The sequence below is a fragment of the Paenibacillus sp. strain BS8-2 genome (genome assembly GCF_054483835.1).
Genome location: NZ_CM137010.1, coordinates 2,040,139 through 2,060,783 on the forward strand (window position 1 = coordinate 2,040,139; position 20,645 = coordinate 2,060,783).

Consider the following 20,645-nt stretch of genomic DNA (forward strand, 5'->3'; position numbering starts at 1 on the left):
GGCTGCTTGATGAAGCGGCTATTGATTATTTTTACGGGCGGCACAATCGGGAGCAAGGCAGAGGGCAAGTCCATCGACGTGCACGAGTCAGGCTCCTATGCGCTGCTGGAGGCATATCGCAGCATGGGCGAGGCTCGAACGGATATCGAGCTGCATACGCTGGAACCGCTGAATCTGCTCAGCGAGAACATGACGACGGATGATTGGAGAACACTCGCTGTTGCCATTCGAGAGGCGGATCCCTCCTCGTACGACGGTGTCATTGTGACGCATGGCTCCGACACGCTGGCTTATACAGCGTCGGTAATCGGGTATTTGTTCGCAGGAACCACTGTTCCGATCGTGCTGACAGCCAGCAACTATCCCATCTTGGACCAGAGGGCGAATGGACTACGTAATTTAGCGGGAGCTATCGACTTCGTGACGGACTCCGCTCTGCCGGGGGTGTTCGTCGTATACGAGAATAATCGCGGAGAGCGGCTCGTGTATCTGGGAACGAGAATATCGCAATGCGAATCATTCACGGATCAATTCGGAAGTCCGTACGAGCTGCCGTATGGCGAGATGATAGGGGCCTTGTTTGTTTGGAAGGACGACCCGAGAAACCCACGACCGGATGCCTTGCGGTCATCTGCAGCTCCTATCACTGAGATGGATGAGAGGAAGGCGCGCGCCGAGCTGAAGTGGACGGCGAATACGCTAAAGCTTGACGATTCGGTGTTGTATATACGACCTTATCCGGGCCTCAATTATTCGTTCTATCAGTGGGGCGATCACAAACCTAGCGCAATTCTGCATGATCTGCATCATTCTGGAACAGCATGTGCGTTGACAAGCGGTCCTCATTCGCTGCCAGCCTTCATTGCCGGCTGCATGTCCCAAGGGATAGACGTCTACCTCAGTCCACTCCTCCATGCATCGGATGCTCTATATGCATCCTCGCATGCATTGATTGAGGCAGGGGGCGTCTTCCTGGAGGGCATCGGAATGGAAGCGGCATTGACCAAGTTGATTGCCGTCTATGGCGCTGCAAGCGACCGGGAGCAGGCGAAGGCGTGGATGACGGAAGTGACGTTCGCATATGAGCAGGTTGCGGCATCCCCCAAAGGAGGCGCATAATGAAAATTACAGAAGTTACTTTCTTAGCAATCGATCCGCTCGAACTCTTGCCGTTCTACCGGGACGGTCTTCGATTCCCAGTCGTATCAGCAAGCGACGAGAAACTGGTTGTCGACGCAGGCGCAACGAGGATATGCTTCATACGTCGGGAGCCGGGTTCATCGGATTCTGCGCGTGAATCAGACAAGCCTTATTATCACTTTGCTTTCAATATTCCGGAGAATAAGCTCGCGGAGGCTAAGCGTTGGGCCGAATCCTTTGTGGAGCTTGGGCGTGAGGCAGGGAACGATATTTCCCATAGTGATGCGTGGAATTCAGACTCCGTCTACTTCATGGACCCTGGAGGCAATATCTTGGAGCTGATTGCGCGGCATACGATGGACAATGCCATTGATCGCCCATTTGATCCCGAGCGGGATATTGAGGGGCTGAGCGAGATCGGGCTTCCGACGAAAGATGTACCGGCTGCGGTGGATCAACTGGAAGCGGTCGGTATCAGAAGTTATCAGGGGCGAAGCGACAGCTTTAATCCTGTCGGAGACGAGGAAGGTATGTTTATAGTCGTCCAGCCGGGCAGGAGATGGCACTTCACCAATCTCACTGCCGAAATATATCCCTTTACCGTTGTGGTGGATGGAATCGGCGGGTTGCGTCTAACGGAAGACGAGCAGGGGTTGGTAATCGAAAAGGATTTTGAAATTGAATTCATTGGGAGGCAGGCAAATGAGTAACGCAGTTGTGCAAGTAGGGGATCAAGTTCCAAATTTTAAGCTGCTCGCATCAAACGGGCAAGAAGTGTCGCTTGAGGATTATCGCGGCAAGAAGTTGGTCATCTACTTTTATCCCAAAGACATGACACCGGGCTGTACGGCAGAATCCTGCGACTTCCGAGATTTCAGCGGTCAGTTCGCTGACCATCAAGCAGAAGTCATCGGCATTAGCCCGGATGATCTGACTTCGCATCAACAATTTGTTTCGGAGTATCAGCTGCCATTCTTGTTGTTGTCGGATACGGAGCATACGGTTGCGGAGATGTTCGGCGTGTGGAAGGAACTTAGCTGGGGCGGCAAAACATACATTGGTGTCGAACGCTCGACCTTCCTCATCGATGAGTCTGGCAAGCTTGTTCGCGAATGGCGCAGCGTCAGCGTGGACGGACATGTGCAGGAAGTGCTTCAAGCTGCAAGCGGGGACGCTCAGTAAACATAGTCAGGGTAACAAACAGCCGTATCCCACGAGGGATACGGCTGTTTGGTTTATTCCTTCTTCCAGCTAGGCAACGACTGTACGTAGCTGTCGGATAAATTCAGAAGCTCAAGCGCACGGTCATACTCAGCTTCCGTTGTTTGTTGCTCGCTGGCGCCATCGCCTGCGATCGGGAAATGTTTGCCGTCATTAAAGCCGCTGCCAGACATAAACAGCTCTTCGCTGCTTAAGAACGAGCCTGTCGGCAAATAATAACGTTGAGGCAGAATGTTGTACGTTTGATTAAACAGGTCTTGGCCGAAATGCATTTGGTTATCCAGCGGCAATCCCAGCAAATTCGCGACTGTCGGCAATACGTCGACCTGTCCGCCAAGCTGTTCGTGCGTAGTTGGAGCATCATCGCCCGGATTAACGACAACGAGCGGAATGTTGATCATGTCGGTATACGTGTATTCACGTCCGTAAATTTCGGCCATCAGGTCTTTCTCGTGGCTGTCGAGCGAATAAATCGGCAATCCGAGATGGTCGCCGTATAATACGATCAAGCTGTCGTCCCAGATGCCGCGAGCCTTAAGGTCTGCGATAAACTCGCCTAAGGCATGATCGGCGTAGTTCTGGGATTCGATATAGTCGCCTACCAGCGTGTCATCAAAGCGTTCAGGCAGATCGATTAAACGTTTGTCTTGCGGAATCGTGTAAGGGTGATGCGCGGTCATCGAGATAATCTGTGTGTAGAACGGCGTACCGCTTTCGTGCATACGCGCCAATTCCTCGATCGACCTTTTGTATAACACTTCGTCGGATGCGCCGAAGAATACAGTATCTTCTCCGCCAAAGAACTTGGCATCGTAGTATTGGTCGAATCCAAGCGCCTTATAAAGCTCGCCGCGGTTCCAGAACTCCACTACATTGGTATGGAACGTCGCCGACGTGTAACCCGCCGATTTCACAAGCTTAGGCAAGCTTGGAAGCTCTTTGCCTGCGTAGACTTGCGTTGCCGCGCCTCTTGGTGGAATGTACATGGAAGTATTGATGACGAACTCGGCATCAGACGTATTGCCTTGACCAACTTGTTGGTAGAAGTGCTTGAAGTAGCTGTTTTCTTTCACTAATTTATTTAGGTTTGGTGTAATCTCTTGCCCTTCGATCGACAAGTTCACCAGGAAGTTCTGCATGGACTCCATCTGAAGCACGATCAGATTTTTGCCTTCAGCAGAGCCGAATAGCTTGGCATTGGCAGGCTGCTGAATATTTTTGACGGACTGGATTTTATCTTGTGTAATTTGGTCGGAATCCACATAGTCGATTTCTTTGCTTGCGAGAATGCGGTAAGCTTCATAATTGAGAATGCCCATTTGCTCGGCCTTCACGATTTCGTTCATGCTGGCGCTGTTCGGCAGCACATTAAACAAACACAGCGCAACCGATACGGACAGAACGGCGATCACGACTCTCTTATTCTCTTTGCGAGTGAACGCTTGTTTGACTTCCTTCGCTTTCTTGCGGAAGAACAGCAGACCGATCATCATCACGACATCGATATAGATCAGAAGGTATTGCGGGTCCATCAGGGAGAATACGCTATTGCTTACTGCTGTAACCTGATTGACTTGTTGCAGGGCTGAATAATCTACGATAACGCCGTAATACTTGTAATACATAATGACAGCAAATAGAATAGAAGTTATGGCAAGGTTGGAAATCAAATAATACATGAACTTGCGTTTGCTCGCGAACCATTCGATGAGACAGAACACAATGAGGACGAATGGCACTTCCTTCAGAAGGGTTGTCCATGATGGACCGCCCTCAAACACTACCGTCCAGGCCAGGTAACTCTTTAACAACAGGATAAATGAGAAGAACAGTATCGGACGAGTGCTCAGAAGTCGTTTGGATGTAAGAATGGACATAAGTATGGAACCCCTACCTTTCACAGCACAAACAGGCTTATCTCTATCTCTTTGGTGAGGAAGCCGTTCTGCTTTTTTTCTGTGTGTTAACAGAATAATAGTATACTTATTGTAAAGCCATTATCATTATGCTCCTTTCATACACCAAAAGTCAAAAGGCAAAACAGCCCTTAAACTGCAGGAGGAACGAAAATGAGGAAGAAAAAGCCATTTTTGGCTATTGTTTTGACAGCTGTGCTGATATTAGGCGGTTATTATATCGCAAGAGAAACGGGCATTATCCATCCTTCAAGTCAATTAGAGCAACCGCCCAAGCTGGCAGAAGGTGCCGAGGATGGAGCTGGAAACGGCGGTGGAGAGCTGGAAGGAGATGTGCCGGGCTCTGGTAATTCCGGCGGATCCATCAGCGTCCCTGACGATCCGGACGGCGAACCGTCTGAAGGTGCGACGGACAAGCCATCGGAGACGGACGAGCCTGCTCCAAGCCCGGATCCTGCATCGGGAGAAGACGGGCAACAAGAGGGCATATCTCGGGGCGAGGATGGTGCGATTGCCGTTATCGCGGAGCCATCGTCTGTTACAGCGCTAGTGAATCCGTACAACCAGTTGCCGGACGCATACAATCCGGATGATTTGATTTATCCGGATGTACTGTTCATATTCTCCGAAAAGGTTGAGAAACGAATGATGAGGAAGGAAGCGGCTGAAGCGCTCGAGAAGCTGTTTGAGCAGGCGGAGGCGGATCGCATCTATCTAGCAGGGGTATCGGCATATCGATCCCATGCGACGCAAACTAAGCTGTTTGACCGGTACGTGAAACGGGATGGCTACGAGAAAGCCAGAACGTACAGTGCTCTCCCAGGTACGAGCGAGCATGAGACTGGTCTTGCCATTGATGTGACAAGCAGTGATGGATCCTGTGCTGCAGCGGATTGTTTCGGTGACACGGAGGAGGCGGCATGGCTCGCGGCTAATGCGGCGGAATTCGGCTTTATTGTCAGGTACCCGGAGGGTAAGGACAAGATTACGGGTTATCAATACGAACCGTGGCATCTGCGTTATGTAGGCGCGGAGCTTGCAGTGGAGCTTGCTTCTTCGGCCTTGACGCTGGAGGAGTATTATAATGCGGTGCCTGTTGCAAAATAAGATCCAATAAGGAGTAGGCGCATCTCGAAGGCTGCGACAGGGTCATACATGCTCTGCCTGACGCCAAATAACCATTCGGATGATGCGCCATCCTTCTGTAAGGTGTTGCGATTATATCTTTGCTTCAAACGTCTTGCAATCGGTTTCTTCAGACTGACTGGCCTGCTTGCCGCGGTTGCTGACTACATAAATAGAAGAAGCGGAGCAGTTGTTGCCTGCGGCCCAATGTCTGCAGGAATTGACTTCGCATAGAACATCCTTTGCCACTGATACTTCACCTCCCGGTTGACGTTGATGTAGGCGGAAGCGCAATCGCTTTTCACTGCGGGTTTCCCGCCTATCATTAGGATGGTCAAAGGCACATTCTTTTTATACGTGGCAGGTTCCGGGGCTTGCATGAGGAGAAGATGGCGTGACTGAAATGGTGGTGAACGCATGAACCTGTTGCAGAACTTGTCTTTGCTTGTCATTATTTTGAATATATTCCTCGCGATTACGGTCATCTTCCTGGAACGTCGCAACGCCAGCTCGACTTGGGCGTGGTTGATGGTATTGTTCTTCATTCCCATCCTCGGATTCGTGATGTATTTGATACTTGGCCAGAAGATGCGCAAGCGGCAGCTGAACAAGCTCTTAGGCGAGAATAGGCGTATTATCGAAGAAGCGCTGGAGAAACAAAGCGATATGCTGGGGCGTCGCGAGCTGCTTCCGCCAGATAGTGAGATGGCCATGTATCAGGACATGATGTATATGAATCTGACTACGAGCTATGCGCTGTATACGAACAACAATCATATCGATATCTTTACGGATGGCAACCATAAATTTAATGAGTTGCTTGCAGACATTGAGCAAGCGGAGCATCATATCCACCTCGTCTATTACATCGTCCGGAACGACGAGCTGGGGCGTCGCCTGATGGATGCGTTGGTCAAGAAAGCAACAGCAGGCGTGGAGGTGCGTTTCCTCTATGATCATATTGGCAGCCTTGCTCTGCCAAGTCGATATTTCCGTGAGCTGAGAGCAGCTGGCGGCAAGGAGGCGGCGTTTTTCCCTTCCCGGATTCCATTCTTGAATCTCAAAATCAATTATCGCAACCATCGAAAACTGGCGATTATCGACGGTAAGGTCGGCTATATCGGTGGTTTTAATATCGGGAACGAATACTTGGGGCTAAATGCACATTTCGGCGCATGGAGGGACACCCATCTGAAGGTGCAAGGGGGCGCGGTGCTGCAGATGCAGGCACAATTTCTGATGGATTGGAATCTGGCCGCGGTCACCAAGATCCCGTTAGACGCAGGATACTTTCCGTTTCCTCATAACTTGAAGGGGATGATCGGGATGCAGCTCGTGGCGAGCGGTCCGGATACCGAATATCAGGAAATCAAGAACGCCTATATCAAGATGATCTATGCAGCAAAGGAAACGATTTGTTTGCAGACGCCATATTTTGTACCGGACGAAAGTTTGATGACTGCTCTGCGCATCGCGGCATTGTCGGGCGTCAAGGTCAGTATTATGCTGCCGAGCAAACCTGACCACTTCTTTGTTTATTGGGCGACGCACTCCTACCTGGGCGAACTGCTCGCCAGCGGTACGAAGGTGTACCTGTACGAACATGGTTTCCTGCATGCCAAGACGCTGGTGGTGGACGGCAAGGTTGCTTCTGTCGGAACGGCGAATTTGGATATCAGGAGCTTCAAGCTGAACTTTGAGATGAACGCGTTTATCTACGATGCGGAGACGGCGGCAGAGCTGGCAGGTATCTTTGGCGATGATGTAGAAAATTCCCGAGAGCTGACGCTGGAGGCTTACAACGATAGGCCGCTGTTTAACCGGTTTAGAGAATCGATCTCTCGTTTGTTAAGTCCGATCTTGTAGCGCGGCTTGCAGGAGCGAGGACGAGTGAGGTTAAGAAGACAACATAAAAGGGATTCCGCTTAGCCAAGTGTGGTAACCGGAATCCCTTTACTTTCTGATCGAGCAACTATTCAATTTATTCTAACGCTCCATTCCATGGTTTATCTTGTACGCCATCCTTTCGGTAAGTATTGTGATCCAATTCCTAATGGTAAGGCTGACGTCTCATTCTCATCCCGTCTCATTCTCATCCGTAGGACTCTGCTACCCGCATGCCCGAAAGCTGATTAGCTCCTTCCACAAATACTGGGGCATGCATCGCTAACGTGCTTCAATGGACTATCCCCTCTCGTATAAGATAGCTCCATTATAGCCTATTATTTTAATATTGTAAATATTCAGAATATTTTATTTTTATAGGGTCGCCACGAGCCAAGATTTGCAAAGCCGTTGCATTAAATATGATTTGAATTTATACTTAGTCTAAAATCATGATAAAGGCGGCAAACATACACCATGGCGAAAATAAACTTAACGATACAGCGTAAAGCTGTCTTCGATGTCGTCCAAGAAGCGGTCGATCATCCAACGGCAGCCGATGTTATCGAGAGATTGCGGGGCGGCGGCTACAATTTTGCTTACGGTACCGTCTATAACTCTCTTCGGTATTTGACCGACGCAGGACTCATACGAGAATTGAAGCTTGGAGAGGCCGTTAGCCGCTATGATGCAAGAACCGAAGATCATCAGCATATCGTTTGTACGAAGTGCGGCAAAGTGGATGAGGTGCTGACGGAATTGCCGGCGAGCTGGGCGGAGTCTGTCGCCAAGGAAACCAAATATGTCATCGATCACGTGCAGGTCGTGCTGGAAGGAGTGTGCGAGACATGCGTGAAGAATTGACGATCACTGATTTCACCGAAGGCGTATTATGTTCGCTCACGAAACGTGTCATGCTCATTAGCCCGCTCCCGGATCGAGTAAGAAGTCTGCTGGTGAAGTTGTCTGGTGAATGTTTTGATGTATTTTCCCTCCATGAGTTCACGGTTGGTCTGCTGCCGGCCTTGCAGCCGGAATTGCTTGTCTATGATGCGTTGCCAATCGAGAGAACGGTCAACGCGGCCTCGCATACGCTGCAAGGCGGTGCAGAGCTTCTCCAGGCTGCACGAGCACATGGGGTTCCAGTGCTGGTGCTGCTGAACAGCGAGACGTATGCGGCAAGTGAAGCAGATGAGCTAGCGGGAGCGGAGATGCTTGTGTGGCCGTCCGACCCGGGTGAAGCACTGGTGCGGATTAATGGCATATTGGAACAGCGCCCAGCAACCCCGCTGGCCCAGCTCGGACAAGGGCTTCCAGCTAACGACAGCGGAACACCAAGTGCGAATGTCGTACCTGACGAGGATATTCGTAACTTTAAAGATATTCGGATTGATCTTCGCAAGATGAGCGTCACCCAGAGCGGGAGACGAATCGAGCTGACGAAGACGGAATATGACCTGCTCCTTCATTTTGTTTCGTCGGATGGCGCCGTTCTTACGCGCGAGAACCTTCTCGATACGATATGGGGTCTGCAATTTTATGGCGGCAGCAACGTAGTGGACGTTCACATTAAGAGCTTGCGCAAGAAGCTGGGGGACAGTGCCGTAACACCAAAGTATATCGTCACCGTTCGCGGAAGCGGCTATCGCTTGGCAGACGAGCTTCAGCAGTAGATCCGCCATGCATGAAGAAATTTGCTTGCAGCCCGGTAGAAGGGTAAACTGTAGGTGTGTTGCATCATCTCTAATGAGAGGCGGTACTTTCCTATGAATTATCGAGCACTTGGCTCATCCGATATGCAAGTCAGTGAAATAAGCTTCGGTACTTGGGCCATAGGCGGTTCCTGGGGGAGCAAAGACGATGCAGAATCGCTCCGCGCGCTGGAGACGGCAATGGAGAACGGCGTCAACTTCTTCGACACAGCGGACGTATACGGCGACGGTCACAGCGAGCAATTGCTTGCGCAAGCGACCAAGGGCAAAGAGGATCGTATATACATCGCGACTAAGTTCTGCAGAGCTGGCGATATTCATGATCCGGCTACCTATTCGGAAGCCTCTGTTCGCACGTATTTGGAGGGCAGCCTGTCTCGGCTGGGGCGCGAGAGAATTGATCTGTATCAAATTCATTGCCCGCCGATGGCGATTCTACAAGAGGGCAGTGTTTTCGGCGTGCTGGACAAGCTGAAGCAAGAGGGAAAGATCCGCGAATACGGCGTTAGCGTCGAGTCCGTCGAAGAAGGGTTATTTTGCTTGGAGCAGCCTAATGTTCGTGCTTTGCAGGTGATCTTCAACATGTTCCGTCAGAAGCCGGCAGAGCGTCTCCTCGGCGCCGCTCAAGAGAAGGGCGTAGGGATATTAGTAAGACTGCCGCTGGCTAGCGGTCTGCTGACAGGCAAGTTTGCCGCAGCCTCCGCGGCAAAGTTCGAGGAAAGCGACCATCGACGCTTCAATGAAAATGGTGAGGCGTTCAACGTCGGCGAGACATTCGCCGGTCTTGGCTTCGCCAAAGGCGTCGAGCTTGCCGAGCAGCTCAGATGGATCGAATCAGGCCGCGACAATATGACACGAGCATCGCTGCGCTGGCTGCTGGATCATGAGGCAATCAGTTGCGTCATTCCAGGTTTCAAATCAGTCGCGCAAGTGCAAGATAATCTATCCGCGCTGCATGTCCAGTCCTTCTCGGACGATGAGATGGACCGCATTCGCGAATTTTATAAGGAACATGTCCACGCGTTTATTCGCGGATCGTATTAAGGGAGGTTCATGCAAGTGTGGTCCAATCCGATCATTCAGGTGCTCTCGCTTGTGTTCTCCGCGATGGCGGGAATCACCTTGATTATCCTTCGAATCCGGGCAGGCAAGAAGCCGACAACACTCAAAAAAATCATTATACCGCCGCTCGGCATGGCAACGGGGTTCGCGATGTTCGCGTTCCCCGTCACCCATATTTCGTGGCTTTGGGGCGTATGTGCATTCGGGACGGGACTCCTCATCTTTTCATTCCCGCTGATCGTAACGACTCGATTAGAACGGGTGGAGGAGCACATCTTTGTCCGGCGCTCCAAAGCGTTTATCGCAATTATGGCAACCTTATTCTTTATTCGTTTGTTGCTGCACGGAGTCGTTGAACAATATATGTCGATCCCGCAGACGGGAGCTCTGTTCTTCCTATTGGCGTTTGGTATGATCGTGCCTTGGCGGGTAGCGATGTTAGGCGATTATTTGCGCCTCAAGGACGTGCGAGGTTACCAGACTGGGGAAGCCTAGAGATAGAAGCGCCGAACACAGATCCCAATCCCAAATTTGAGCTGCGCTGACAACCGAATAAATAAGGATATACTACCCGTTAGTGACAATTTAGTTGATGGGTGGTTTTTTTATGGCCAAAAGTAGCGGTAACGAGCAAACAAATGGGGCGAAATCCGGTGACTCTTTCTCGCGCGGAGGATTTATCCTAGCGGCGATAGGCAGTGCAGTCGGACTAGGGAACATGTGGAAGTTCCCTTATATTACGGGGATACATGGCGGGGCGGCATTTTTCCTGCTGTTTATCGTGTGCCTCATTCTGGTGGGGTTGCCCGTGCTGCTTGCGGAGCTTGCCATTGGTCGTGGAGGCAGGGGGAGCGTATATTCGTCGCTCACGAAGTTAAGCGGCAGCCGATGGCGGGGATCGCTTGGGTTTATTGCGATTGCAGGCTCCTTCTTCATTATGGCGTATTACGCCGTTGTGGCAGGGTGGACGCTGCATTACGCCATGCTGTCATTCACGGGGGGATTGTTTCATTCCGGGGGATATGGAGATATCTTCGGCAACTTCGTAGGCAGCGGGATGTCTGTATTCTGGCAATTCATTCTGATGTTGATTTCGGTAAGCGTTCTGATCAAAGGTGTCTCCGGGGGCATCGAGAAATTGAACAACTATCTCATTCCGAGTTTGGTTGTGCTGATGCTGCTGCTTGCAGCCCACGCACTGCTGCACGAGGGGTCCGGAGAAGGGGTAGCTTTTTTCCTCGAGCCGGACTTCGGGGGTTTAACAGCAGAATCCGTGTTGGTTGCATTGGGACAGGCGTTTTTCTCGATGTCGCTTGGGATGGGCATCATGATGACGTACGGCGCTTATGTGGATAAGCGGCAGTCGCTTGGAACAGCAACCATTGCTGTCGCAGGAGGCAACGCGCTGTATGCGCTGCTGGCAGGCTTGATCATATTTCCGACGGTGTTCATCTACGGTATTGAGCCGGGTGAAGGTCCCGGCCTCGTTTTTATTGCCCTTCCCGCCGCATTTGCCGCAATGCCGTTTGGTTCTCTGATCGGAGGTTTGTTTTTTGTGGTGCTGGCATTTGCGGCATTGACGTCCGCCGTATCCATACTGGAGGTGAGCGTGTCGTTTGTCCATGATTACTTCAGAATCGGGCGACGAACGTCGGCGATGCTAGTTGGCTTATTGTGCTTCCTCGTCGGATTGCCCTTTGGGCTGTCGCTTGGGGGCGATGCGCAAGGCTGGCTCGTTCCCGGCGGTCGAACCTTGTTCGATTGGGCCGAATTTATTTGTTCTAATGTGTTGCTGCCAGTCAGCGGGCTTATCAATGTTTGGTTCGCCGGATATGTGTGGAAGCAGGCTGCCAAGGAAGCGGCACTATCTCCTGTGATGACACGAATATGGTTAGGGATGCTTCGTTATGTCGTGCCGGTGCTCATTCTCATCGTGCTGCTGTACGCAATCGGTATTATTCGCTTCTGATCGCCTGAAGGCTGTCGAATTGAGCGGCAATCGTCCACACCTTTACGAGCGTTTTGACGAAATAATAGCCTTGATGCACGATCAATGCGATTAGACCGGCCCACACAACCGAGAGGCTGCTTACCGCAAGCCCCAGCCCGGCGCCGATCCCCCACATGACAAGCGAAACAGTCATATAAGGGAGGAAACCCCGGATGGATCGCCACAGTGAAACGAATATTCCTTCTCCGGCGGCAGCGCCGAATTGCATGGCGAGGAACAATAGGTGCAGCAGCGTTCCCCAAACGATCCAAGCCAGTGCGCCGGGAAGCAAGGTCAGCGCAAGCTCCTCATAAGAAGCGCTGTAGACTAACGCATCGAGTCCGCGGGGCAAGAGCCAAATGCCGGGAGCCGCTGTCAATGAAGCTTGAACGGCATAGAGGAGCATGAGCGGTTTCCAGGTGCGTTTGATGCCTTCCAGGAATCTAGTTGTACCGCCGGAGCGGCTTTGTTCATGGAAGGAATAGAAGAGTCCCGCGTTAAAGAGCGGTGTAAGCAGCATACGGATGATGAATAGGATCGCGAGCGTCCAGAGATAGGGTTCGATGAGATCGGTTTTGAATAATTGAATTTGAGCTTCCGTTACAAAGTGGCGCATCACCTCGCTCGAGGAGCCGACAGCAGGCAGACGCCGGAGCAGCGGGGAAACGATTTCGTCGACGGCGCGGTATAGATAGAAGCCCCATGCTAACTGATAGACGAATAAGAGCAAGACCAGGTGGAAGTGCTTGAAGGTCAACCGCCACCCTTGTGAAATATGAGTTTTCATCGGTAATCGCTCCTTGACTGCGAGTGGATAATAAGAGGTAGTTGCGACACTACCAGCTAAGTGCGCCGAGTATGCCCTCGATCAGCTTGGTCGCTGCGAGATTCCAGCGCGTTCGGGACTCGTTAGGCAGTTCCGCCAGCATAAAGTTGTTAATGAGTTTGTTGTCCAGCACATTCGTCTGGTCGGGGTCAACCGTAACGGATTGCAGCGGAGAGACCGACACTTCAGAGAATTGGATATGGGTTTCGGTGTTCGACCACTCTCGCCATAACGTCGAGCCGTCCGCGAAGCTCAGCAGGATGGGCAGTGGGCCGGTCAAGCCGCCATTACGCTGGATCAGCACATCGGATTCGTAGACCGTCTCGCCATCTTGGACGACCTTCCTCACCTCGATCGCTTCAACGGAGATGTCGGCGGTGCGGTTGCTATAGACATATTGGTTGAAGTAGTCCGTCCACTTTGCCTTCGTTACTTGTTCAACCACCCGCTGGAAGTCGCCTGTCGTTGGATGCTTGAACTTATACTTCTGGAAGTAGGTGCGCATGATACGATCCATGACTTTGTCGCCGACCTTGTTCTCGATGTCGATGAGTACCAGCTTGGCGCGCATATAGACATTCTCGGCGTAATGGCTCGAGTCGGTGTATGCCCATGACGGCTGCTTGAGCGGAGCGGGATCTGTCATGTAGCTGGCCTCGAGCTTCAAGTTAGGGATGATGCCGTATGCGGCCTCCATCACTTTGTCTTCGGCGTAGGAGGTGAATCCTTCGTCAAGCCACGCCTCTTCGAATTCGTTGGAGGCTACCATGCCGTACCAATATTGGTGGCCGATCTCATGGACGACCGTTCGCTCCAGGTCGTAGCCCGGACTTGCGCTCATGGCTGCGAACGAGGTCACGAGCGTCGGGTATTCCATGCCGCCTGCGCCGTTTGCTCCAGCAGGCGGAACGACAATCGACAACGTATTATAAGGGTAGGAGCCGTACCACTTCGCATAGCTTGAGAGCGCCGACTTGGCCGCATGGAAGTAACGATCCTTGAGATCAGCATGGAGCGGGTCGAGATACAACTTGATTCGAACGCCGGGGATCCCTTTGTCCGAATAAGCCGTCTCCTCGAAGACAAAATCCGGTGAAGCCGCCCAAGCAAAGTCGTGGACATCCTCTGCGTAGAATTGGAAGATCTTCTGTCCTTCCTTCGTGACGATCGGCTTGGTTTGGAAGCCTGTTGCGGCGACGGTATACGTCTCCGGTACTCTGATCTTTACGCTGTAGATGCCGAAGTCGCTGTAGAATTCAGAGTTGCCATGATACTGGTGAACATTCCAGCCCTCACTCGTCCGACCGCGCATACCAACGGTCTCGTAGACGGCAAGCTTAGGGAACCATTGCCCCGCCATAACAAAGTCGCCGGAGTAACCCATTCGGGCGAACACTTCAGGGAGCTTCACCTCGTAGCTCATCTTCAGCGTAACCGATTTGCCAGGGGCCACAGGCTCCGGCAGTCTTAGACGAACGAGTGTGTAGTCGTTGACGTTGCCGTCGTCAGGCTGCATGAATTGCAGGCGCGGGAGCAAGCTTTCGCCCTCCAGCGTCTTCAGAGAGAGCAATTCGATATGGCTCCGGCTGTTCAACGTTGCTTTGTCTTGGCGGAGCTTGCCGCCCGACTCTGTCATAAAGGTTGTCTTGGATGACTGGAACGCGTTGGGGTACAGATGGAAATAGATTTCTGAAACGGATTTGCGGCCTGGGTTCGTCCAGGTAACATCTTGTACCCCGTCGAGATGCTGACCATCCTCGCGGAGGGTAACATCGATGTGGTATTCGACGACGCGCTTGCTCAGGCTCTCTGGCTGCGAGGTTGCCTTGTCCGGCTGTTGGACGACCTGCGGCTTGACCGAATTCGCGGCAGGCGGAGCGGTCTTGGTACCACCGGCGGCAGGGGCGAAAGCGTATGTATACTGTGATTGCCAAGCGTTCCCGAAGCCGTATTGCACGGATATGACAAGCAATACGGTTGCGAGCAAACCGAATAATAGGCGTTTGACATTGCGTGGAGTCATTGAACGTTTCCCTCCCGTTGACAAGCATCTACAGCATGTATATGTTTGCAATTCCAAGATTATTAGCTAAAATGGAATTATTGTATGGGAAGGTGGGATAAGCGTGACGGAGCAAGGAAATACGCCGGAAGAAGCGGCGCCCAAGGAGAAAAAATCCTTGTCGCTCAACGTGGTGAGCAACAAGAAACATAAAGGTTTCGGAGCGGGGTCCATCGATCTTAGCGACGTGGCTTGCGTTATGATTGACGATGGAGTGGCTTATATCGACGTTGGTATTATGCACGCCAAGAGCAAGGTCGAGCGCGGAATCAAATTCTCGCCGAACAAAGAAGACACGCCGAATGGCCGCCCTTGTTTTGTTGTCTGGGTAGCCGTCGACCGTAATGAAGAGGGCTCTTATTACGCGGGTGTGACTTCCTGCGAGATGCTCGTTGATACGGAGGCGAAGCGGGGCTGGAAAATTCTCGCTGATCACGTTAACCGTCTTGATTACGCCCTCAAGCGTAGATACATGTTGGACAACCTGGGTGAGACGGAGAAGGCCGCTTTGCGCAAGCTGCTCGAAGAGCATAACGCGGAGTGGTGGGATCGCTCGCCGGAGGAATTAAAGGAAAAGCTGCAATAGCGGCAAGGTTACATCGAATGTACAACAAGAAGGCTGCCCGGGCTTCGTAGAAGCCGTCAGGGCAGCCTTTGTTTTGTTCAAATATAGGAATGAAACGCGCGATGGAAAGTTTTTTTTGAAATAGCGCAGGGTTTATCCATCCACTGACGTCTATATATACGGGAAGGGGGAGAGCGACATTCACGACGAGGCGTGGATCAAGGCTTTGCAGGGCGGCGGGCCCGAGCAGTATCGACCGTTCGTGCAGGCTTATGGTTCTTATATTTATCATACCGTTTACGCCGTGCTGCAGTCGCCGCATGATGCGGAAGACGTCACACAGGAAGCTCTGCTCCGTATTTATCGCTCCCTCCCGGATTATCGTCATGACGGATTCAAAACCTGGATTACACGAATTGCGGTGAACAGGGCCATCGATTACAAGCGCAGCAAAGCGAGAAGGCCGGAGCATCTGGCGGGCGGCGGGGAAGAAGCTGTACAGCATGGGACGGCCGAACGAGCTGCCATAGGCATGTTAAGTGCAGTACCATCACCGGCGGCCGAAGAGGTTGCCATGACCGAAGAGCGGAGACGCATGCTGCACGAGCGAGTTAGCGGCATGCCGGAGCATTATCGCGAGGTCGTCGAAGCCTTTTATATGGAAGAGAAGAGCTACGAGCAGATCGCGGTCGACACCGGACTAGAGCGCAAGAGCGTGGAGTCCCGGCTGTACCGGGCGAGAAATTGGATGAGGCGGCACTGGCGAAAGGAGGATTTCGAATGATGAAGGAATCACGTGCGATGCATATTGCGGAAGAAGACATGCGGAAATACGCGAGCGGTACGCTTAGGGGGGCGGAACGCGAACGGGTGGATGCGGAGTTGCTTCATTGCAGGCAATGTCTGGAGCTGTTCATGAGCATGCTGGAGAGCGAAACGAATCGGGCGGACACCGAAGAGCGGGGGCTTCCCTTGTCGGATTGGCAAGCGTTGGAAGAGCGTGTCATCGAAGAGCTTAAGCTTGCCGAGCCTGCTAAGCTGTCTGCCTCGCATCGGCCAGCCGTTCAACAGAAGCCTGCGGCAAGGCGCGTTCCCTGGATCCAGAAGCCCGCTTGGCAGTATACGATCGCGGCGTCCATTACGTTATTGCTGCTAGCATCGGGCGCGCTTGCCGGATTCTCGCAAAGTCTGGAGAAGCTGGACGAAAGCCGCGTCGCGATGCCTTCGCAATCCGATATCGACAAAGCCTGGGAAAACCAGCCGAGCTGGTCCGAGCAGCTGGTTAATCGCACGGGCGGATGGCTCGACGGCATACAGGCCTCCAGGTTCAAATAAGGATGCAAACAAGGAAAGGAAGGAATTAGAATGGTACGAAAAAGTAAAGCGGCCGCGTTTTTCCTCTCGTTTATTCCCGGAGCGGGTCACGGTTACTTGGGCAGGCCGATTCGCTGCCTGATTTACGCGGGATTGTTTTTCGGCTTATTGATGCTGGCCGTCTTGTTCGGCTCGATGAGCGGCGGCGACGAGATTATCGTCTTGCTCATGCTGGCGTTTGGCGTGGGGGCCATCAACATGTTCGATATGATCTTCACGCTGATCTCCGGCAAAGCGCCGGCGCTGAGAAGCGTGCCGGCCTATGGCGAGCATGCCGCGTATTTCGACCCAAGCGGCGGCGGAACAGCTTATGGTCCGCAGCCCGGCGGCTCGGAGTATGCGAATAGCTACGGAAACCAGCATCACTACGAGCAAGAGCAAATGAAATCGAAAACAATTATGATGTCGATCATTCCTGGTCTCGGCCATATGTACCTGGGACTGACGCAGCGCGGCATTACGTTTCTGATCTCGTTTATCGGATTGTTCGCGATCATCGTGTTCATCAGCGCGGTCATGAGTTCAGGGGCTATATTGGTATTCCTGCTTGCTCTGCCGGTGATCTGGATCTACAGCATGTTTGACGCCGTACAGCTGTTACAGGCCAAGCAACGGGGCGAGCAGCTTCAGGACAAATCGCTGTTTGAAGGCTTTGAGTCGCATATCGCTTCAGGGGTTAAGAATAAAGTGCTCGCTATCTCTCTAGCGATCTTCCCAGGCGCTGGTCATCTCTATCTGGGTTTGCAGAAGCGTGGTCTGCAATTTATGGGCGGATTCCTTCTATCTATATATGTGATGGATAATCTGAGGTTGTCCTTGTTCCTGTTTTTGTTGCCGCTTTACTGGTGCTTCGCGTTTTTTGACGCCCTGCAGCAAATTGGGCGCTATCAAAGGGGCGAGCTCAGTGATGAGCCGCTGCTGCCGATGTTTGTGCCTTACCAACGTTGGTTCGGTATTGCGCTGCTTGGCTTCGGAGCGTACTTCCTGATTGATCGCATTATTATTCGAGCGATCAGCGGTTATTACCCTGAGATCGTGAACCATTATGTGACCTACAAATTTATGTTCCCAACGGCGGTCATTGCGTTTGTTATGATCGTATTCGGGCTCAGGCTGGCCTTCGGCAGTCGCAGCGTGATCGGGGCTGCTTTGTCGGGCGGGGAAGCACCATCTGAGCGGGACAAAGGAGGGGAACCGTCATGAGTACGACGCATTCATTAAATCTTCCGCCTGTACATGGACCATCATCGGGGCTGCCGGGCAACAAGAGTATCCGTCAGTGGCGCGTTGGTTCATTGTCGATGGGTGTCACGCTTATCTTAATGGGTACAGCGTTTGCCGTCTCGTTGTGGCAGGATGTTGAGGCGTATGAGCTTTTGCTTTGGGTCGCGCCTGTTGTTTTTATATTGCTTGGCCTCGAGCTGCTGCTGTATCTCAAGATGTCGGGCAGCCGGGATACGATAGTCAGATATGATTGGATTAGTGTGTTTTTTGTGGGCATGATCGGTGCGGCTAGTCTGGTGCTCGCGCTGCTTATGTCGACGGGCGTCTTTGATGAATTACGGACGAGTGTGGGGATGACGCAGCGCACCGCATTCGTGGAAACGGAAGGCGTGTCTGTACCGGCTGAAGTAAAGAAGATCGTCGTTCAAGCGACGGATGGCGTTTCGATCAGCGAGACGGAGACGCGCGAGGTTCGTTTGATGGGGCAGATTCGTTACTGGTCGGAGCAACCCCTCTCTTCGATTGATACAGAGATATGGCGTACGGAGATCGTTGGCGACACGATGTTTATCGTCGTAGGCTCCGTTCCGCGCAGGGATGGAGGTCTTGTGACGGATGCTGTAAGACCGATGCTGATGCTTGCGTTGCCTAAGGGGCTGCACGTTAAGAGGCAATAATACGAATTTTCATTGATTGTATATTTTCATTGATTGTACATGAGCGAAAGATGACCATGCACAGATTCTAATGGACATACATGCCCCAAAGTCGCGGGACGTGGCGAATAAATGCCAATCCCGCGTGTTAAGGAATGTTGGTGTCCATTAGAATGACAGCAATGGTGTTTGTGTTATAGGAGTCGCTGATCCTTTATGGCGTCTATTCCAGCGCTTCCTGCACCTTTTCCAACGACGCCAGGATCCGGTACATGCCTCGCAGAGGCTCATAGCCGAGTTTGCGGTTGATCGCCAGGATAGGAGCGTTCATGGAGTCATTGTCCGTCCTGATGTAATCGCCGCCGATTTCAATACCCGCGCGAATCGACTGAAGCTTGAGTGCCAACGCAACCCCTTTGCTCCTGTATTCTCTGTCAACCCCTGTATATTCATGATACAAGCCGTTCGTTGCTTCGATGTGAAGCACATTGGTCATTCCAACGAACCGAGCGCCGTCAGCCGCAATCCATGTCAATTCAGGCTTATGGCCGTCAACCTCGAGATACCACTTCTTCCACTGATCGAAATCAGGTATATCGCCAAGGAAGCTAGGTATATCGATCATCGTGGCCGCCGCCAACTCGAAGAGCTTATGCTTGCTCTCCTCTCCGGGCTCGTCTGCAAGGGTAAGCAGTCGAAGTCCATTGGATGTGAGCAAGGCTTGCGGATCCATTGCGTGAATATGTGCGGGTACTTGATTCAACCGAAGCACGGATTGGTAACTATGTCTCTCCACCATGAAACCGCGGCGAAGTGCGAAGTGCAGGGCTTCCGGATGGTCGTCCCACACCTCGGTGATCAGCGAAGATGCGCCCAGCTCCGTGGCCCATGCGTAAGCATGACGCAGCAGCGCTTCTCCTACACCTTGCTCGCGGTACGTTTGCTTGACGACCAGCGTGTTGCATAGATAGCCCGGCTCCGTCCAAGGAGCCCGCCACGACCATACATATCCGATCAGTTCTCCATGCTCCGTGACAGCCACATATCTAGTGCGGTCATACCCTGCCAGCAGTCCGTTGTCATCTCTCCAGGTATGGCCCGTCTCGTATAACTTGCCATCCTCTTGCTCCAACCGTTCGGCGGATGTCGGCTCCGGCCAATATTCATTTAACAATGCTGCGAGAGGCGCATAATCCTCAGGCAGACGCAGCGGCCGCAGCGTAATCTCAAACCGCTTTGCTGAATTGCTTTCTTTGCCTTTTATTACATGGTTTCTGTTTGTATCCATATTACGATCCTCCCTGGATTCGTTCTACCTGCATTATCATGTACGATCGGCTGCAGCGGATAGGGAGAAGTTGACTATGAATCGAACATTACTGCGTGATGGTAGGTGGAAATAGGTGCACCGGCTTGCGAACGGATCATCTTGGAGCTCTCTGCAGTCTGGGCGGATTCGTACGTGTCTAGCGCGTGCCCGCCAAGTGTCTAGGCAGCACGGCCCGCACATTGTATTGCAGTACGTCTTCCACATCGGAGATACGAAGCAGGAGACGGTCAATATCCAGATGGCTGACGGGATCAAACGCAATTGAGGTCTGCCGGTCGATATAAATTCGCAGCGATGGCAGATGGATACCGAGCAAAGCAGGATTCTGGGGATGTCTGACGTAGACGTGACTCGGTACGCTAATGGCAAGCAACTCCGCATCCCATTCGTCTAGTCCTTGAGCTTGGAACGGTCCATCAAGTCGTATGTAGAGTGTTGTGCTCCAGTCCAATCCTGCGGCAGGATGAAGCAAAATCCAGATGGGGATATGCAGACCACTGTCTCCGTCTTCTTCATAATAGACGTTCATTGTTAACTCCACGACCGCTGCAACTCCTT

At 52.2% G+C, this 20,645-nt stretch carries 21 protein-coding genes; 15 read left to right on the top strand and 6 right to left on the bottom strand.

The genetic code is table 11. From position 1 onward, the window contains the following. The first annotated feature begins 9 nt into the window (after nucleotides 1-9). Genes ACX1C1_RS08885 through bcp form a run of 3 tightly spaced genes read left to right on the top strand, consistent with a single transcriptional unit; the run spans nucleotide 10 to nucleotide 2,322 of the window. Nucleotides 10-1,119, top strand: coding sequence for an asparaginase (locus ACX1C1_RS08885; RefSeq protein WP_458956730.1), 1,110 nt, complete (start codon nucleotides 10-12; stop codon nucleotides 1,117-1,119). Continuing rightward, complete coding sequence (locus ACX1C1_RS08890) at nucleotides 1,119-1,850, top strand: VOC family protein (RefSeq protein ID WP_458956731.1); 732 nt, start codon at nucleotides 1,119-1,121, stop codon at nucleotides 1,848-1,850. Before ACX1C1_RS08885 ends, ACX1C1_RS08890 begins: the two co-directional genes overlap by 1 nt. Beyond that, the gene (gene bcp / locus ACX1C1_RS08895; protein ID WP_458956732.1) at nucleotides 1,843-2,322 is read left to right on the top strand and encodes a thioredoxin-dependent thiol peroxidase; all 480 of its coding nucleotides are present in this window, start codon (nucleotides 1,843-1,845) and stop codon (nucleotides 2,320-2,322) included. Before ACX1C1_RS08890 ends, bcp begins: the two co-directional genes overlap by 8 nt. A 53-nt stretch (nucleotides 2,323-2,375) precedes the next feature. On the opposite strand, the gene ACX1C1_RS08900 is transcribed toward bcp, so the two are convergent. After that, nucleotides 2,376-4,238, bottom strand: coding sequence for an LTA synthase family protein (locus ACX1C1_RS08900; RefSeq protein ID WP_458956733.1), 1,863 nt, complete (start codon nucleotides 4,236-4,238; stop codon nucleotides 2,376-2,378). Between the two features lie 192 nt (nucleotides 4,239-4,430). On the opposite strand from ACX1C1_RS08900, the gene ACX1C1_RS08905 reads away from it, so the two are divergent. After that, nucleotides 4,431-5,384, top strand: a complete 954-nt coding sequence (locus tag ACX1C1_RS08905; RefSeq protein ID WP_458956734.1) for a M15 family metallopeptidase — start codon at nucleotides 4,431-4,433, stop codon at nucleotides 5,382-5,384. Nucleotides 5,385-5,495: 111 nt separating this feature from the next. On the opposite strand, the gene ACX1C1_RS08910 is transcribed toward ACX1C1_RS08905, so the two are convergent. Beyond that, the gene (locus tag ACX1C1_RS08910; RefSeq protein WP_458956735.1) at nucleotides 5,496-5,651 is read right to left on the bottom strand and encodes a DUF1540 domain-containing protein; all 156 of its coding nucleotides are present in this window, start codon (nucleotides 5,649-5,651) and stop codon (nucleotides 5,496-5,498) included. 168 nt (nucleotides 5,652-5,819) lie between these two features. Between ACX1C1_RS08910 and cls the strand changes: the two genes are divergently transcribed. From cls to ACX1C1_RS08940, 6 genes are all read left to right on the top strand, one after another. Then, on the top strand, nucleotides 5,820-7,268 hold the full coding sequence (gene cls / locus ACX1C1_RS08915; protein WP_458956736.1) for a cardiolipin synthase: 1,449 nt from the start codon (nucleotides 5,820-5,822) through the stop codon (nucleotides 7,266-7,268). Between the two features lie 495 nt (nucleotides 7,269-7,763). Then, nucleotides 7,764-8,150, top strand: coding sequence for a Fur family transcriptional regulator (locus ACX1C1_RS08920; protein WP_458956737.1), 387 nt, complete (start codon nucleotides 7,764-7,766; stop codon nucleotides 8,148-8,150). Next, complete coding sequence (locus tag ACX1C1_RS08925; protein ID WP_458956738.1) at nucleotides 8,135-8,959, top strand: winged helix-turn-helix transcriptional regulator; 825 nt, start codon at nucleotides 8,135-8,137, stop codon at nucleotides 8,957-8,959. The genes ACX1C1_RS08920 and ACX1C1_RS08925 overlap by 16 nt, the downstream gene beginning before the upstream one ends. Nucleotides 8,960-9,052: 93 nt before the next feature. Continuing rightward, nucleotides 9,053-10,042: an aldo/keto reductase gene (locus tag ACX1C1_RS08930; RefSeq protein WP_458956739.1), complete on the top strand. Its 990-nt coding sequence runs from the start codon at nucleotides 9,053-9,055 to the stop codon at nucleotides 10,040-10,042. 9 nt (nucleotides 10,043-10,051) lie between these two features. Continuing rightward, nucleotides 10,052-10,555, top strand: a complete 504-nt coding sequence (locus ACX1C1_RS08935) for a CcdC family protein (protein ID WP_458956740.1) — start codon at nucleotides 10,052-10,054, stop codon at nucleotides 10,553-10,555. 112 nt (nucleotides 10,556-10,667) lie between these two features. Next, nucleotides 10,668-12,029 (top strand): sodium-dependent transporter, encoded by a 1,362-nt coding sequence (locus ACX1C1_RS08940; RefSeq protein WP_458956741.1) that lies wholly within the window; start codon nucleotides 10,668-10,670, stop codon nucleotides 12,027-12,029. Here ACX1C1_RS08940 and ACX1C1_RS08945 read toward each other — a convergent pair. After that, the gene (locus ACX1C1_RS08945) at nucleotides 12,016-12,837 is read right to left on the bottom strand and encodes a hypothetical protein (RefSeq protein ID WP_458956742.1); all 822 of its coding nucleotides are present in this window, start codon (nucleotides 12,835-12,837) and stop codon (nucleotides 12,016-12,018) included. The two genes, ACX1C1_RS08940 and ACX1C1_RS08945, sit on opposite strands and share 14 nt — an antisense overlap. 49 nt (nucleotides 12,838-12,886) lie before the next feature. Next, complete coding sequence (locus ACX1C1_RS08950) at nucleotides 12,887-14,899, bottom strand: M1 family metallopeptidase (RefSeq protein WP_458956743.1); 2,013 nt, start codon at nucleotides 14,897-14,899, stop codon at nucleotides 12,887-12,889. A 103-nt stretch (nucleotides 14,900-15,002) separates the two neighbouring features. On the opposite strand from ACX1C1_RS08950, the gene ACX1C1_RS08955 reads away from it, so the two are divergent. From ACX1C1_RS08955 to ACX1C1_RS08975, 5 genes are all read left to right on the top strand, one after another. Then, a complete protein-coding gene (locus tag ACX1C1_RS08955; protein WP_458956744.1) occupies nucleotides 15,003-15,524 on the top strand; it encodes a YwhD family protein in 522 nt (173 codons plus the stop codon). 205 nt (nucleotides 15,525-15,729) lie between these two features. Further along, a complete protein-coding gene (locus tag ACX1C1_RS08960; protein WP_458956745.1) occupies nucleotides 15,730-16,287 on the top strand; it encodes an RNA polymerase sigma factor in 558 nt (185 codons plus the stop codon). Further along, nucleotides 16,284-16,838 (top strand): hypothetical protein, encoded by a 555-nt coding sequence (locus tag ACX1C1_RS08965; RefSeq protein WP_458956746.1) that lies wholly within the window; start codon nucleotides 16,284-16,286, stop codon nucleotides 16,836-16,838. Before ACX1C1_RS08960 ends, ACX1C1_RS08965 begins: the two co-directional genes overlap by 4 nt. 30 nt (nucleotides 16,839-16,868) lie before the next feature. Continuing rightward, nucleotides 16,869-18,080: a hypothetical protein gene (locus ACX1C1_RS08970; RefSeq protein ID WP_458956747.1), complete on the top strand. Its 1,212-nt coding sequence runs from the start codon at nucleotides 16,869-16,871 to the stop codon at nucleotides 18,078-18,080. Continuing rightward, complete coding sequence (locus ACX1C1_RS08975; RefSeq protein WP_458956748.1) at nucleotides 18,077-18,778, top strand: hypothetical protein; 702 nt, start codon at nucleotides 18,077-18,079, stop codon at nucleotides 18,776-18,778. The genes ACX1C1_RS08970 and ACX1C1_RS08975 overlap by 4 nt, the downstream gene beginning before the upstream one ends. Before the next feature lie 202 nt (nucleotides 18,779-18,980). Here ACX1C1_RS08975 and ACX1C1_RS08980 read toward each other — a convergent pair whose 3' ends face one another. Further along, a complete protein-coding gene (locus ACX1C1_RS08980) occupies nucleotides 18,981-20,045 on the bottom strand; it encodes a GNAT family N-acetyltransferase (protein WP_458956749.1) in 1,065 nt (354 codons plus the stop codon). A 178-nt stretch (nucleotides 20,046-20,223) separates the two neighbouring features. Then, nucleotides 20,224-20,628, bottom strand: a complete 405-nt coding sequence (locus ACX1C1_RS08985) for a hypothetical protein (protein WP_458956750.1) — start codon at nucleotides 20,626-20,628, stop codon at nucleotides 20,224-20,226. Nucleotides 20,629-20,645: the final 17 nt, after the last annotated feature.

Bases quoted from the DNA above. Each gene is read 5' to 3' on its own strand.
- bcp (WP_458956732.1), top strand. From the start codon at position 1,843: ATGAGTAACGCAGTTGTGCAAGTAGGGGATCAAGTTCCAAATTTTAAG.
- ACX1C1_RS08925 (WP_458956738.1), top strand. From the start codon at position 8,135: ATGCGTGAAGAATTGACGATCACTGATTTCACCGAAGGCGTATTATGT.
- ACX1C1_RS08905 (WP_458956734.1), top strand. From the start codon at position 4,431: ATGAGGAAGAAAAAGCCATTTTTGGCTATTGTTTTGACAGCTGTGCTG.
- ACX1C1_RS08900 (WP_458956733.1), bottom strand. From the start codon at position 4,238: ATGTCCATTCTTACATCCAAACGACTTCTGAGCACTCGTCCGATACTG.
- ACX1C1_RS08940 (WP_458956741.1), top strand. From the start codon at position 10,668: ATGGCCAAAAGTAGCGGTAACGAGCAAACAAATGGGGCGAAATCCGGT.
- ACX1C1_RS08935 (WP_458956740.1), top strand. From the start codon at position 10,052: ATGCAAGTGTGGTCCAATCCGATCATTCAGGTGCTCTCGCTTGTGTTC.
- ACX1C1_RS08885 (WP_458956730.1), top strand. From the start codon at position 10: ATGAAGCGGCTATTGATTATTTTTACGGGCGGCACAATCGGGAGCAAG.
- ACX1C1_RS08980 (WP_458956749.1), bottom strand. From the start codon at position 20,045: ATGGATACAAACAGAAACCATGTAATAAAAGGCAAAGAAAGCAATTCA.
- ACX1C1_RS08930 (WP_458956739.1), top strand. From the start codon at position 9,053: ATGAATTATCGAGCACTTGGCTCATCCGATATGCAAGTCAGTGAAATA.
- ACX1C1_RS08965 (WP_458956746.1), top strand. From the start codon at position 16,284: ATGATGAAGGAATCACGTGCGATGCATATTGCGGAAGAAGACATGCGG.
- ACX1C1_RS08975 (WP_458956748.1), top strand. From the start codon at position 18,077: ATGAGTACGACGCATTCATTAAATCTTCCGCCTGTACATGGACCATCA.
- ACX1C1_RS08970 (WP_458956747.1), top strand. From the start codon at position 16,869: ATGGTACGAAAAAGTAAAGCGGCCGCGTTTTTCCTCTCGTTTATTCCC.
- cls (WP_458956736.1), top strand. From the start codon at position 5,820: ATGAACCTGTTGCAGAACTTGTCTTTGCTTGTCATTATTTTGAATATA.
- ACX1C1_RS08890 (WP_458956731.1), top strand. From the start codon at position 1,119: ATGAAAATTACAGAAGTTACTTTCTTAGCAATCGATCCGCTCGAACTC.
- ACX1C1_RS08950 (WP_458956743.1), bottom strand. From the start codon at position 14,899: ATGACTCCACGCAATGTCAAACGCCTATTATTCGGTTTGCTCGCAACC.
- ACX1C1_RS08920 (WP_458956737.1), top strand. From the start codon at position 7,764: ATGGCGAAAATAAACTTAACGATACAGCGTAAAGCTGTCTTCGATGTC.
- ACX1C1_RS08945 (WP_458956742.1), bottom strand. From the start codon at position 12,837: ATGAAAACTCATATTTCACAAGGGTGGCGGTTGACCTTCAAGCACTTC.